Genomic DNA, 14,464 nt, shown 5'->3' with positions numbered 1-14,464 from the left:
AGACCCGATCACTGCTGAATGATATGAGCCATATGAATATCGCCGAAGTCGACCTCAACCTGCTGAAAGTCTTCGAAGCGTTACATGAAGAATCCAGCGCCAGCCGCGCCGCACTGCGCCTTGGCGTGACGCAATCGGCGGTCAGTGCGGCGCTGCGGCGTTTGCGGGATGTCTATGGCGATCAATTGTTCGTGCGCACCGGACGCGGACTGGCGCCGACGCTCAAGGCCAATCAGTTGAAACCGGTGGTCAGCGATGCACTGAACAAATGCCGGCAGAGCCTGGCGATGATTGATCCGGCGGCCAATCACTACGACGGTCGTTCAGTCACCGTAGGGCTATCGGACGACTTCGAAATTGCCTATGGCCGACGGTTGATCGAGGAACTCGCCCGCAGCGCACCGAAACTGCGGCTGATCTTCCGCCAGACCCACAGCCAGATCGTCGCTCGCGCACTGATGGAGCGCAGCATCGATCTGGCAATCACCGCCGGCGGGTTTGCCGAACGCTTGCTCAGCCGTCAGGTGTTGGGTGAAGGGGGCTATGCGTGCCTGGTGGACCCGGCGAGCCTTGCGCCCGGCCAGCAGCAGATCGATCTGGAGGAGTTCGTCGCCCGCGATCACCTGCTGGTGTCGTCGGGTGGTTTTATCGGGATCACCGATGAAGGGCTGGCGGCGTTGGGCTTGAGTCGCCGGGTGTGCGCCTCGACCACGCATTTTGCTGCGTTGCCGTATTTGCTAAAGGGCAGCCAGGCCGTGGCGACGATTCCGACGCATGCCGCCGAGAGCATCGCCGCGCTCAACGGGCTGACGCTGCTGCCCTGCCCGCTGGCCTTGCCGCGCTACCCGATCGAACTGGGCTGGCGCACCAGCACGCAGATCGATCCGGTGGTGGTGAAGGTTCGCGAGGCGATTGTCGCGTGCTTCACCCAGGGCTGAAACGGCGTTACTTGCTCGCCGCCATCAAACGATTGATTTCACTGCGCACCATGTTGGCAAACTCCGGCGGCGACATGCCGTCCAGTTCCGCGCGCACCCACTCGGCCCATTTGCCCTTGCGCTTGGCGCGTTCGCCGAACAAGCGCGCGGCTTCACCTTTGGCTTTGCCCAGATTGTTCTGCCAGAGTTCGAACAGACGGGATTTCTCGTCTTCCAGCGCGGCGCGCTCTGCGAGGGATTTGTCGGCCAGATTGAAACTCATGGGGAATTATCCTGCTGCGTAAAATGGCGACATCTTACACGCTCGACGGAAATCTCCCGCGCAGGTTTTTATTCCTGACCTAAATTCAGTGCAACTTTTTACAAAGCGCCACACTCCATTGATCACTGTCCATTCAACTGCAAGGAGTCACCCAATGGCCCGGAAATCCGCCGTGCAAGCCGCCGAAGAACAAATCAAGGATCAAGCCTTCAGCGAACTTCAGGCTCTGATCGAAGAGTCGGACAAACTGCTCAAGAGCAGCGCATCACTGGTCGGCGAAGAAGCGGAGAGCCTGCGCGGGCAAATCGCCCTGAAGCTGCAACAGGCGCTGGATTCGGTCTCCAGCGTGCGCGACCGTACCAAACCCGCTGTCGAGGCCACCGAAAGCTACATCGGCGGTCATCCTTGGCAGACCGTGGCGATCTCCGCCGGTTTCGGTCTGGTGGTCGGCTTGTTGCTTGGCCGTCGCTGAGCCTCAGCGTAATAAAAAAGGCGAGCCTGTTGGCTCGCCTTTTTCATGTCTGCGGAAAACTCAATAACCGGCCAGTTCCCGCAACTGCACCAGTGTCTGTTCATCCAGCACGACACCCTCGACCTGCGACTTCGCCCGCTGCAAATGCCGACGATCACCCGGCAATCGTTTAAGCCCAACCCCGTGCATCTGCCGCACCAGTTCCTCACTGCGCTCGGCAAAACCCTGCCCGGCCGCCTTGCTCGGGTCGATCACGATCAGCAATTGCCCGGTCCACGGTGTTTTCGCACCGGGATGGTTTGACCAATCGAATTCAAAAGAAAAATTGCCGCCGGTCAACGCCGCCGCCAACAGCTCAACCATCATCGACAGCGCCGAGCCCTTGTGGCCGCCAAACGGCAACAACGCCCCGCCTTCAAGAATTGCCTTGGGGTCCTGGGTCGGCTGACCAAGGCTGTCCACGCCCATCCCGGGCGCCAGTCTTTCGCCTTTGCGCGCAGCAATCTGCACGTCGCCATGGGCGATGGCACTGGTCGCCAGATCAAAGACAATCGGCGCGGCACCGGCCCGTGGCGCGGCAAAGGCAATCGGATTGGTCCCGAACAAGGGGCGATCGGCGCCGTGTGGCACTACGCAGGTCATGCTGTTGACGACACTGAGCGCCACCAGTCCTTCATCGGCGAAAGGCTCGACATCCGGCCACAGCGCGGCAAAGTGATGCGAGTTGCGAATCGCCAACACGGCGATCCCGGCGCTACGCGCCTTTTCCACCAGCAAAGGCCGCGCAGCTGCCAACGCAGGCTGGGCAAAACCATTGCCGGCATCGACACGCACAAACCCGCTGGCAACATCTTCAACCTGAGGCACGGCGTGCCCGTTGACCCAGCCGCTGTTAAGGGTCGAGACGTAGCCAGGAATCCGGAACACGCCATGGCTGTGGGCGCCATCGCGTTCGGCTCCGGCGCAGTTGGCGGCCAGCACCTGGGCGACTTCGGTGGACGTGCCATGGCGCAGAAAAATCGTTTCAAGCATTTGCGTCAGCGCTTCGAGGGTTAACGAGGACGAGACAGCAGAAGACACAGAATTGTGTGGCGCAGACATCTGAAGCTCCAGAATGATTATTGGAGGGAACAACAGCGTACGGACAACTTGCCCAGCGATTAACCACGCCGCCCCCGCCCCCTGTCAACCCTTCGACGGCAGCGATGCCTGCAACACTTGCCAAGCGATAACTATCTACCACCTCGGCGTCGACCTCTCCTCCTAGTCTTGGCCCTCCTTTCTCGCGCCGAGCGCGCCATTACCGAGAGTCGAAGATGCCCGATCCCGCCGCCCCGTTGCTTTTCCCCGAAACCCTGAATTTTCCCGGCCAGTGGAAAGCGTTGGGGCAAACCCACAACCTCAACGGCAAGGATTTCGATTGGCTCGCCCATGTAAAACTGGCCACACAGGCGCTGCGCAACAAGCAATCGCCGTCCATGGTCGCGCAAAAAATTCGTATCGCAGCCGGCCCGGCGACCGCCATCACCCTGGCCGGCAGTTTCATACTCACCGAGACCCCCGACGACAAGGGCGCGATCCTGTACACCCCTTACGACGGCATCAAGAAATACGACAGCCTTGCGACGCTTGAAACGTTACTTGAGAAGCGCTTGCAGGACGCTGATGAGCAGGATCAGACATTGGCCTTTCTCTCGCTGGCCCAGCGCAGACAGGTTGTCGAGCAAGGGAGCGTCACGCTGACGTACGAAACCATCGACGGCGATGTGTTCGAGCATCAGCAGGCCGCCATTCTCGCGTGCCAGCAATTGAACGCCGAGGCCATGTTGGCCGAGTTGAAACAATTGCCTTCGCTGACATCACTGGTGGAGGCGATCCTTGACGATCTGTTGAAGGCCGATTTCCCCCACATCAAACAGGCCCAAACCCGGGTCAATTTCTACACCGACGCGCCCATCAAAGACAGTGTCCCGGCGGCGGCCAGACACTGGCACGACTCAACGAGTCTGAGCGATGCGGTGCTGACGCTTTATCGGCATCAACGTTGGCCGACTGACCATCTGCATGAGTTTTCCAACCCCAGGCATTCACCGTTCGCAGGCGATCAGGCGATATGGGAAAACGCTCTGCAACAGGCATCGGGCAAACTCAAGATATTGCTGTTTGGCGAAATGGAGCGCTTTTGGGAGGCCCCCGCCAGGGCGGGCGCCTCGCGACGTGAATTCTTCGGTGAGGCCCTTGAAGATCAGGCACGCGCCGAGCTGATGCTCAAACGCGAAACCGGCGTCATCGATGCCAGCCAGTTCGCCATCCTGCATCAGATGATTCGCCCCGCGGCCTTGCCAACCCGTCGCCCGACCATCGAAACCGTGCGTCTGTGGGAGTACGAACCCAACTTTGTCGAACTGGCAGGCTCGTTGATGATCAGCCATACCGACGTTTGTCTTTACACCCCGACCATGGGGCTGCAGGTGCTAGCCGATTACAACGACCTGAAAAGAACCGTGTTGAGCAAGTTCCGCGCACCCGGCCACGAGGACGAACTGTATGGGTTGCTGGACCTTGAAGAGCGCAAACGCTTTATCGGCTTCGACCGGCCGCAGGTGACCGGAGAAAGCGTTGGCGGCGAGATTTTCAAAGTGCTGTTTGAGGCGATCATCACCAAACAGAGACAGAGCATCGAATATGCCTTGCAAGTGTTCCGTCACAGCGACGGAGCCGTAGATATCCATGCCATGTTCGACAAGGCTCTGGATATTCGCGCCATGATTCATGAACGCCTGCTGGAGCTCGATGCCGGTGAGCGCTGGACCACACGGCCAGTGCTGGCGGGTGTTCAACAACCGTCCGAAGTGCGGGTGCAGAAAGCCGCAGCGGTCGCGAGAACCTGCGAAGAAATCGAGCCCTTGCTCACCAGTTCATTCAAAGTCCAGCCCGTGACCCGCGTCGAAGCACAACGCAGCTACCTGGAAAACATGAAATCACGACTGGCTCATTCACTCTTTGTCGGGGTGACGGGTGAAGCGGCCTTGCGCGTGCTCAGTGGTTCACTGAAAGCCGCCGAACAGATGATCGTCGATACCGTGTTCCACTCCGATCAGCCCAGCCGCGACAATCGGCGTTCACTCAACGGTTTTCGGCCCGATGCCTGGTCGATCACACTGGACACTCCCGGCGGTCAGGATTCATCGACGCTAGCCCACTGTGTGTTGCTGACCGAACGTGGTGGCCTCGACGACTTGCACTCAGGAAGAGTGATTGTGTGGACGCCCGCGCTGGGACTGGAAACGTTTAACAGCATCGCAGTAGCGCGACGGGCGCTGAATCAAAGGCTCAAGGACAGCGCGGGGCGCCTGTCACTGCTGGAAAATCTGCTTCCACAAGAACGCCGATTCCATCAGCAATACACCTTGGGTGCCTTGCGGTTGATCGAAGACAATGTGCTGCACAACCTCGTGCAATCAGGCATCGAGCACTTCATTGCACGGTGTGAGGAGCTTCGTCAGCGCTTCAAAGGCCGAAGCGGACTGACTTCAGCGCTGGCCACTCTGACCAATACGGCCATCGATACCAATCTGCTGCGCACCATTCACCTGGCGAAGGCCATCAATCAACAGCAGGCGCTTCCTGCCTGGTTAGGCATGGCACCCATTGGCGAGCAGCAAATACACCTCGAACTGCTTGAGCAATGGCGTCACAGCGTGGTCGACCACAAGGACTACCTCAGCGGCATGCCTTCGCTCGACGACTACGTCAATCGAACGTTGAAGTCACTGCTCGACACTCGATTCAAAGACAGCAAACTGGAACCGCAAGACATCGAAATCACGCCCAATCTGGCTTTGGCCGGGCCTGCCCGCCCCCTCACCGAGTTTGCGCTGAATCATATCAACATTGCCCAAGGCACCGGTTTCACAGTCGCCTCGAAAACCCTCAAACAGCTCCCGGACGGTCTGGACCAAGCGACGGTCAGGCAATTGTTGCTGTCGCTGGACATCCCCACAACCTTCGCCAAATCGATAACGGACGCACTCACCGATGGCCACCCTGAGGCCAAAGAGCGCAAACAGCGCTTCATTCGCCAGATCCCCTGGCAACTGCTGCAACATGCCCATGGATTGAAACTGCAACAACAACTCTCCGGCAGCGCCTTCGACTACCTCTGCCAGGTGTTGGACATACCGGATGGCATAGCGCGCACCACTGTTGAAGGTGCCCATGCGCTTGTGTATCCGTTGTCATTGGTCAAAACCGCAGGCGCAGCAGCCGTGGAAGCGTTGGGCGTGTACGTCATTGGACCGGGCAGCGGCCATACCGGGCCGCGGGTCGTCTATGTACCTTATGCGGAACAACTGCTGCGTGAATTCGCCGACGAGGCAAGCCTGATCGCGGCAGTGAACACACCGGGCACTTTTCAGGATCTGGTGATTCGCCGCCTGCCGCAGACACAGCAATCGGTGTTTCGGGGGCTGTTGCAATCAAGCGCCGGCCAAGTCAGCGAGATGACGCTGTCGGGCAACACCATCACCGGCAATCTTTTACACAGGTTCTTTAGCGACAATCTCAAGCTACTGCCGCAACTGTTGAGTTGCCAGTCCAAAAGCACCGCCCAAGCCGATTGGGACGCGGCGAAAAAACTGTTCAGCCATGGCGCCAGCCTGATTTCGGGCCTGCTGCCGGGCAAACTCTCGTACGTAACGTTTCTTTGGCAGGCTTACAAAGACTTCAAGGACTCGGCGGAAAATCTGCAGGATCATCACTGGACGCAAGCCCTGAAATCGTTTATCGCCGGTGGCCTGCAAATGATCACTCTGGGGCGCCTGGCGATCGAAGACTCTGCGGCAACGCAGGCCAGTATCGAACCGCCTGCGCAAACGACAGCCGAAATACCGAGTACCCCCCCAATCAGACCCGAAGGTAGCAGCGACGTCGCCGACACGACGACGAACCCGCCCGAAGTGGTCGCCCCCACCTGGTCGCAGATCCGGACAACCTCACCCCTGCGCACCGAGTTACAGCCATTTGAAACATCGGCTGTAGCACTCGAGGATCTCAAACGGGACACGAAGAACGGCACTTACGAGGATCCGACCAGCAAACACACCTACACCGCCATTGCCGGCAAGGTCCATCGTGTCGAACAACCGGGCGCAGTCTGGCAGATCGTCAACGATCAACAGCCCGGTCCGTCATTAAGGCTAACGGGGTCGCGTCTCTTGCTGGCGCCCGATCGTCATGCAGTGCACTACGGCAAAGCGATCTCCAAACTGCAAAAGCGTTATGCCGTGGAGATGGATCGCAGGACAATGTTGAACATCGAAGCGATTGGCATGGCGCAGATACGGCGCGATCATCCGCAAAAGGCGCAAGTCATTCAGCACGCTGTCGATCTTGCGCGCTTTTATGCATTCAATTGCCTGCATAACCTGGCCCAGTTGAAAGCTAATGTTCCCGGTACCCGCCTGGACGGATTCCTCAGGGTGTTTTTTGGCGTCACGCAAGTTGATACCGGGTTGTTGCGCAAACTCAACCAAGCGATTGTGCCCATTTGCCAGGCGTTAGTGGATCCCGACGATGACCTGATGAACACCGATCGCTTCGTAGTCGGCTCCAATACATTCTTTTCATCGATCATTGCGTTCGTGCTGAGCAACGACGACCGCAAAATGGTTCATTTCACCGAAAACTTTTTCAACCAACAACTGGATTCGTATAAATCGATACTGGGGCAACCTTTCGACATTGATGGCCATGCTCAAGCTGCGATATTGATCCACGAGTTCGCTCATCAATATTCCAAGGCCGAAGATTTCGCCACGTTGGAGTCGCGTCGCCCTTTTCACGATCTGATAACGACCTTCACGTTGTACGGATTGGCCATGAAACACGAACTGGAAACGTTCCAGGCCCAGGCACTGTCACTCGCGACGCCCCGCGACGAACTGTTTGCGCGCTGGAGTAAAAAGAAAGGCTCGTACGTCAGTCTGGACAAGATCCCGGGGGCTGAGGACCTCAGCAAATCGATACTTACCCTGACATCCAGCCCAACCATGAACGAAGCACGCAATGCGTTTCTTGATCAGAACTCAGCGGATGTGCGCATCGATGTGATTCTGCGCAACGCAGATTCCATCGCCCGGCTGATCTGTGAGATGGGCCGGCAACTGGATCCGGTGCCACAGCCCTGAAACACGCAAAAAAAAGCGCAGGCGGTTAAGCCTGCGCATTCAGTCAAGTACGCAACTCAGTCTTTCTGGTCACGTAACACATTGCCCGACGCACCGTCGATACGGAACTCATAGACGACGCCGTCCGCTTTACGTCCTTCGCCCTCCCAGTAGCCATCGTTATCCGCCTCGATCTTGTAAATCTCCACGTAACCGGCCTTGGTCTTGGCTGTTTCGATGGCTTTTTCGATGGTAATCCAGCCAGCCCCCGGCTTGTCCGCCAGCGCTGCACCCGCAGTCAGCAAAGTGGCTGTAGCAATCAGGGCGGCGAAAGTCTTCTTGATCATTTTTTCACTCCATTTGTGGATAGTGGTCATTGGCGTCCTGTTTTTTGGGCGCCTGAGCGAAAAATAAGTTCCACTTTGATGGGCAAATGCCATGACGGTTGTTCTCGGTGACTTCCCGGCAAGGTTAGAATGCGCGAAATCAGGACGAGTCAATGACCCAAGACACTCTCTCGGAAGCCGAATACGATGCGATCACCGATGCCGCCGCGCACTGGTGCATGCGTCTGCATGCTGTCGACTGCACGGACGAAGAGCGTCGCGCATTCGAACAATGGCACGATGCGCATCCCCTGCATGCGTTCGAGTATGAAGCCATGCTGGAAATCTGGGACGTTGCCGAGCACTTGCCTCGGCCGGAACCGACGCTCGCTGTGCCGATTCGCCAGCCTTCGCGCGCGTGGCGCCAATACGCGATCGCCGCAGGTGTCTGCGCGCTGGCATTGCCGCTGGCCGCTTATACAGGCTGGAACCTCGGCTGGGTGCCCAACAGCTATCAGCACTTCTCGGCCACCGACAATGTGCGCCAGGTCACCTTGAACGACGGCAGCCAACTCGAACTCAACCTGAACACTGATCTGACCTTCAGCAACTACAAGGACGAACGCCGGGTCACGCTGAAAAAGGGTGAAGCGTTCTTTAACGTCAGTCACGACATGGCGCACCCGTTTGTCGTCCGTGCGGGTGAAGGCAAGATCCGCGTCACCGGCACGCGGTTCAACGTCTGGATGTATGAGGATCAAGTGCGGGTGAACCTGATCGAAGGTTCGGTGCTGGTGAAAAGTAATACCGCTTTGCCGGGCGATGGGTTGAGTCTGGGGCCAGCCATGCAGGCGCGTTACAGACACGGCGACTACATACCGCAGATCAGCCAGACCTACGCCAACGACACTGCGCTGGCCTGGCGCAATGGCAAACTGGTGCTGGACAATCTGGCGCTCAATGATGCCCTGCCGCTGATCAACCGTTACCTGGACAAGCCGTTGATGCTGGCTGACAACAGTACCGGTTTGATTCGGGTGGGCGGCATCTACAACATCAAAGAGCTGAACAACTTGGCCAACTCCCTGCCAAAAGTCTTGCCCGTCTACCTGACACGCAACAAGGAAGGCAACCCGGTGATCAATCCGATGCCGCAACAACCGCCAAAAAACTGAAGGCCGCGCCCCTTTCGGGATGCGGCCTTCAATTGTGTCTCAGGTCATGCCGTGTTTACTGCGCGGCGACTGTCCCCGCCTTGTCCGCCGCCTCACGAATGGTCTGTACTTGATACTGCGGATCGGCCTTGATCTGCTGTTCGGTAAACGGCAGCACACTCCACTGTTTCTTCGAAAATGCCTCGGTCTGATCGCGCGAATACTTCGATGCCGGATCGCTGGACAATGAGAACGCCAGCAACCCTTGTGCGTGCGGCCCTTTGTCATCGAACGTCACCACTTGCAGGTAACTGGTGCCGCTGACCACCTCAAGTTTGCCGTCCTCGCGTGGCACGCTCTGGATCGCGTTGTAGATCCCCAAAGTGCCCGGCCCGCCATGAATCGGCGTCTGCTGCCCGCCGCTGCTGACCACCTGGATATCCCCCCAACGGGTTTGCGGCGTGAGGCCCATCTTGCCTGCCAGTTCGGCCGACGCCAGCATTGCTGCGCGCAATTGCCTGGCCACCGCTGGCTGCTCGACAGCCAGACCGCGCGGTGTGTGTTGCGCATCTTGTGGATCGAAGGCAACGCGCCAGATATCCGCTGACTCTTGCAACGTTTGCATGATGTTCCGGAAATGCACCAGACCCAGACCCGAATCCAGATTGGCCCGCCCGTCCCACGCCTTCAGGCTGGCACAGACCGGCTTCAGTGCTTGCGCGTCGGCGCCGAGATCCGCTGCGCAGAACTTCAGCAGATCCGGCACGACCTGGCTCGCCAGATAAACCTGATCGTCCATCACCATCTGCTGCAGATCCTTCACCGCCACCGAACCTTTCTTGCTCAGGCCAGCCAGGCGATCCAGGGCAAACCGGGAACGCAGACCCAAAGGCTGCCCTTCCTGACTGATCAGTGGCGAGAAGCCGGTGAGCGGTTGCGCCGGGTTGGCCAGCCACGCGGAATCGTTGGAGTGCTGGACGAAATCTTTGCGCAGCAATTGCGGCAATTGGCTGGAAGCATAAATGCCCTTCTGCGCGGCTTGCGGGTCGATGTCCCAGGCACAGCCGCTGTGGGAGCCGTCCAGCACGATCATCCGCGTACCGGCGCGCGGGTCGCTGCACTTGGCCAGTTTTTCATTACTGACGTTCGGCACCACCGACAGGCTCATGTACAGCGTCTGACCCTTGTCATCCACGGCGAGCGTATTGACCCACGGAATGCCTTGAATCTTGTGCACCGAATCCTGCAAATCCTGGAGCGTGGCGGCCTGATTCATTGCATACCACTGCTTCAGCACGCGATCGTTATCGAGGTTGGCATCACGCAGGCTGTAGGCGAACTGATTGTCCCAGTCGAGTTTGCCCGGCCATTGCACAATCGGCCCGAATTTCGAGCTGTAGATGTCGCGCGTGATCGGTACCACCTGCCCGTCGGCCTGTTTGACCTGCACAGTCACCGTCTGCTTGCTCAGCGGCAGTGATTGGCCATCAAGCAAATATCGCGTCGGGTCTTTTGGGTCGAGTTGCAGGCGATACAAGGTGAAGTGCTTGGAGGAATCGACCGTGTGGGTCCAGGCCAGGTGCTGGTTGAAGCCGATGTTGATCATCGGCAGGCCCGGCAAGGCAGCCCCCATGACATCCAGTTTGCCGGGAATGGTCAGGTGCATTTGATAGAAGCGCATACCGCCGACCCACGGAAAATGCGGGTTGGCCAACAGCATCCCGCGACCATTGAACGAACGCTCACTGCCCACCGCCACGGCGTTGCTGCCACGATCGAGGGCAAAGCGCTGCTGGCGGGCGTCCGCCATCTGGTAGGCGTGTGCATCGTGCTCAACCTGCGCCGTCGCCTGTGGCGGTGTGGCACCCGCCAGCGCTTCGGCAAACTGGCCGACACCGCCTTCGACCAACAGGCGACGGGTCAGCTTCACCAGATCTTCAGGCGCTATGTCACGCACCCACTCGCCCTGACATTGTTGCGGCAAGCCTTGCGGTCGGCGTTCGGCAAGGTAGTGGTTGTAGCCGGCGGCATAACCCTCGACCAGATCACGCACCTGGGCAGGCTGTGCCTGCCAGAACGTTTTGACCGCCTCAGGGGTGTTTAGCCAGGTAAAGAACACATCGCTGACGCGGTTTTCGCGCTGCTCGACGGTGAATTGATCCGGGCCGAAATAGCGTGAACGCTGGCCGTTGACCGTGACGATCTCGTTGGCCAACAGACACAGGTTGTCCTGCGCATAGGCATAACCGATGCCGAAACCAAGACCGCGTTCATCTTGAGCGCGGATATGCGGCACACCAAAACCGGTACGGCGGATCTGTGCACTGGTATCGACGGCCGGGCTGAACGCCTGAGCGGACAGGCTCAGCCCGAAAAACATACCGGCTAGGGTCACTCCGGTTAATTGCCTGGAAATAATCACGCTCGCTCCTGATCGAAATACCGAAGAGCGGATCTGGCGTTGCCGCGGGAAAAACATGCCCGGCAGCGGACCCACTCTGGAAACACCCACGCGTCCACGCGCAATGAGCCTGTCCTGAGAACGAAGCCGAAGAAAAAAAATTTAGCCCGCCGCAGGGCGCTAAGGCAGTGATTACAAGCAAAAGACGAATTTCCGACAAATTTTCTACATTTTTTCTTTCATGATTTGTCGAGCTGATACGTCTTGTTTAGAGAGTTCACAAAAACCTTTCCCGATCAGGCTCTGAAAAGGAGTAATCGCATGTACAACTCGCAACTACCAACGGACGGTAGCCAGGCCCCAAAAGGAGCTTCCATGAGCCCCCACGCGAGCGATTTCGGGCAACGCGTCGAGCGTCACGGCAACGAACGCATCCGCCTGCTGCTGAAAAGTTTCGGGCTGCGCACCAGCCTGATTCGTCTGAAAGTCATCGATGCCCTGCTGGTTGCGGCGCAAAGCGACCGTCGCCTGGGCGTGCGCGGCGTCCACAGCCAATTGCTGGACCTGGATATTCCGCTGTCCTTCCTCAGTGTGCGCGAAGTGCTCAAACGTTTGTGCGCCGAGGGGGTGATCACCTTCAATGCGGACAAGAGCTACAGCCTGCATCCACAGGCTGCTGCCGTCCTCAACAACGATTGAAGCGCTTGGCGATCGCCGTCAGGGTTTGACCTTGCGGCGCATCACGCCGTTGATAATCACCACGACCACTGCCACGCCAATGGCGATGTACTGGAACGTCTTTTCATCGATCTTCCCGGCGTTTTGCAGCCAGGACAGGCCGAGCATGATCGCCAGCACAGACACGGCGATCAGAATCGAATAAATCAAGCGTTGCTTCTGGGTCATTGCGGTTTCCTGAAACTTTGGAATGTATCCGGTTTGTATCCGCTTGCATGCCATGCACTTACCGTTTTACGGGGATGCGCCGCAGCAATCGGGGTCTCATGTTACAGCCGATGAAGAGTTTTGGCTTCATGACGGCATTACCATGAGGAACTTTCAAATGCTGCGTCGAATCACCTGGCTGATTCCCGTTCTCGCCCTGCTGACCCTGAGTGGTTGCATCATCTTCCCCCACGGCGGTGGGCATGGCGATCATCATCGTTTTTACCAGGGAGGCCCTGGCTATTATCAACACCGCTAGAACAGCACAACTCACCCCGCCCGCCCGGTCAAAAATGTACCGGGCAGGAACGCCACAACCCCGATCAACTTGAAAACAATGCCCGCCACTTCGCGGGCATTTTTTTGCCTCGGAACTTGCCAACCGCCGGCAACTTCCGGCAACTTCCGGCACTACGGAAATATTGGATCCATTAAACAACCTGAAAGCATTGGACATTTAATGTCTCAGCAAAGCGTTAGGCGACGCGAACATCTGCACCTAGTCTCTGGCAACTCTTTCGAGACTTTAAACAGGGATGTCCATGCACAGAACATTAATAAAAATCGGCCCCAGACAATTGATCGGCTTTTGTCTGGCGCTTACCGTTTTTGAACTACTGACCTATATGGCCAGCGACTTGATTATGCCGGCCATGTTGAACGTCACCGCAGAATTACAAGCGGATGCCCATCATGTTCCCTACGCGTTCAATCTTTATCTTTTGGGAGGAGTCTGCCTGCAATGGCTGATCGGTCCGCTGTCGGACCAATGGGGTCGACGGCCGGTATTGCTTTGCGGCTGCGCGCTGTTCGCAGCCTCCTGTACAGCGGCATTCATCACCAACAGCATTGAAGCGTTCAATCTGCTGCGTCTTGTACAAGGCATGGGCCTGGGTTTTGTCGTGGCGGTCAGTTATCCGGCGCTCCAAGAAGTATTCTGCGAGGCGGATGCCGTGCGCCTGATGGCTCTGCTCGGCAATGTCGCGCTGCTGTCACCGTTACTTGGCCCGTTACTCGGCAGCCTGCTGCTGGAATGGTTGACCTGGCGCGAATTGTTTCTGGGTCTGGGCTTGATAGCGGGTGCCGTCTGGGTGGGGCTGTACGCCTGGATGCCGGAGACCGTAGGCGTTGTGCGCCGGGATGGGTGCCAACCAGCGTCGCGCCCTTTCTCCGTTGCTCAGACGCGACAGCGCTACCTTGCCCTGCTCGGCAATCGCAGGTTCCTTGGCGCAAGCCTCGCGCTGGGCCTGATGAGCTTACCGCTGATCGCCTGGATCGGGCTGTCACCGTTGCTGCTGATCCAGGTGTCGGGCCTGACATCCCTGCAATACGGCCTGTGGCAAATCCCGATCTTCTCAGCCGTGATTGCCGGGAATCTGATCCTCGACCGCTTGCTGGTCACTCACACGCTACCCCGCTTGATTCGACTGGCGCTTTGGCCGCTCTGCCTGGGCCTGCTGGCGCTGATGGGCTGCGCGTTGCTCGGCGCTGGCCTGGCGCCAGTGGTGGCCGGTCTGGCGCTATACGCCGTGGGACTGGGCATCAGCAATGCCGCGCTGTATCGCCTGGCGTTGTTCAGCACGGACGACAGCAAAGGTCTGGTCTCGGCCATGATCGGCATGATCTCGATTGCCGTGATGGGCATCGGCGGCTCAATCATTGCCGCCATCGGCGGTGGCACTCGCCTTGAATTATTCGCCCTGTGTGCCGCGCTCAGCGGCCTGTTGTGCCTGCCCTTGCTGCACGGCTTCTTGCATGGCGCAAAAACCGCCTCCGGTCCAATTCGATAAAGGAATATT

At 58.3% G+C, this 14,464-nt stretch carries 12 protein-coding genes; 6 read left to right on the top strand and 6 right to left on the bottom strand.

Going from position 1 to position 14,464, the window contains the following annotated elements; translation table 11 throughout:
• Positions 1 to 23: 23 nt before the first annotated feature.
• Positions 24 to 938: a LysR family transcriptional regulator gene (locus tag ACA069_RS14115; RefSeq protein ID WP_497618113.1), complete on the top strand. Its 915-nt coding sequence runs from the start codon at positions 24 to 26 to the stop codon at positions 936 to 938.
• 7 nt (positions 939 to 945) lie between these two features.
• Here ACA069_RS14115 and ACA069_RS14110 read toward each other — a convergent pair whose 3' ends face one another.
• A complete protein-coding gene (locus ACA069_RS14110) occupies positions 946 to 1,200 on the bottom strand; it encodes a hypothetical protein (RefSeq protein ID WP_187678345.1) in 255 nt (84 codons plus the stop codon).
• 154 nt (positions 1,201 to 1,354) lie between these two features.
• On the opposite strand from ACA069_RS14110, the gene ACA069_RS14105 reads away from it, so the two are divergent.
• Positions 1,355 to 1,672 (top strand): ElaB/YgaM/YqjD family protein, encoded by a 318-nt coding sequence (locus ACA069_RS14105; RefSeq protein ID WP_187678344.1) that lies wholly within the window; start codon positions 1,355 to 1,357, stop codon positions 1,670 to 1,672.
• 60 nt (positions 1,673 to 1,732) lie between these two features.
• Here the strand turns inward: ACA069_RS14105 and ACA069_RS14100 are convergent, their stop codons facing one another.
• Entirely contained in the window at positions 1,733 to 2,773 is a 1,041-nt protein-coding gene (locus tag ACA069_RS14100; RefSeq protein ID WP_401267405.1) for an Ldh family oxidoreductase, read from the bottom strand.
• A gap of 215 nt (positions 2,774 to 2,988) precedes the next feature.
• On the opposite strand from ACA069_RS14100, the gene ACA069_RS14095 reads away from it, so the two are divergent.
• Positions 2,989 to 7,860, top strand: a complete 4,872-nt coding sequence (locus ACA069_RS14095) for a dermonecrotic toxin domain-containing protein (protein WP_497618110.1) — start codon at positions 2,989 to 2,991, stop codon at positions 7,858 to 7,860.
• A gap of 56 nt (positions 7,861 to 7,916) precedes the next feature.
• On the opposite strand, the gene ACA069_RS14090 is transcribed toward ACA069_RS14095, so the two are convergent.
• The gene (locus tag ACA069_RS14090; RefSeq protein ID WP_305443496.1) at positions 7,917 to 8,186 is read right to left on the bottom strand and encodes a PepSY domain-containing protein; all 270 of its coding nucleotides are present in this window, start codon (positions 8,184 to 8,186) and stop codon (positions 7,917 to 7,919) included.
• A 152-nt stretch (positions 8,187 to 8,338) separates the two neighbouring features.
• Here ACA069_RS14090 and ACA069_RS14085 point away from each other — a divergent pair, with 152 nt between their 5' ends.
• Entirely contained in the window at positions 8,339 to 9,340 is a 1,002-nt protein-coding gene (locus ACA069_RS14085) for a FecR family protein (RefSeq protein ID WP_489879841.1), read from the top strand.
• Positions 9,341 to 9,395: 55 nt separating this feature from the next.
• Here ACA069_RS14085 and pvdQ read toward each other — a convergent pair whose 3' ends face one another.
• On the bottom strand, positions 9,396 to 11,741 hold the full coding sequence (pvdQ, locus tag ACA069_RS14080; protein ID WP_497618108.1) for a bifunctional acylase PvdQ: 2,346 nt from the start codon (positions 11,739 to 11,741) through the stop codon (positions 9,396 to 9,398).
• Positions 11,742 to 12,041: 300 nt separating this feature from the next.
• On the opposite strand from pvdQ, the gene ACA069_RS14075 reads away from it, so the two are divergent.
• A complete protein-coding gene (locus ACA069_RS14075) occupies positions 12,042 to 12,419 on the top strand; it encodes a fe2+ zn2+ uptake regulation protein (protein ID WP_305443491.1) in 378 nt (125 codons plus the stop codon).
• 18 nt (positions 12,420 to 12,437) lie between these two features.
• On the opposite strand, the gene ACA069_RS14070 is transcribed toward ACA069_RS14075, so the two are convergent.
• Positions 12,438 to 12,626, bottom strand: a complete 189-nt coding sequence (locus tag ACA069_RS14070; RefSeq protein WP_187678337.1) for a hypothetical protein — start codon at positions 12,624 to 12,626, stop codon at positions 12,438 to 12,440.
• A 58-nt stretch (positions 12,627 to 12,684) separates the two neighbouring features.
• Positions 12,685 to 13,122 (bottom strand): hypothetical protein, encoded by a 438-nt coding sequence (locus tag ACA069_RS14065; RefSeq protein ID WP_497618328.1) that lies wholly within the window; start codon positions 13,120 to 13,122, stop codon positions 12,685 to 12,687.
• A gap of 85 nt (positions 13,123 to 13,207) precedes the next feature.
• Here ACA069_RS14065 and ACA069_RS14060 point away from each other — a divergent pair, with 85 nt between their 5' ends.
• Entirely contained in the window at positions 13,208 to 14,455 is a 1,248-nt protein-coding gene (locus ACA069_RS14060) for an MFS transporter (protein WP_497618105.1), read from the top strand.
• The last annotated feature ends 9 nt before the right edge of the window (positions 14,456 to 14,464 follow it).

Source organism: Pseudomonas sp. LBUM1652 (assembly GCF_059716105.1).
Note: the sequence above shows the minus strand (reverse complement) of the source record. Positions and strands in the feature narration are given on the sequence as shown.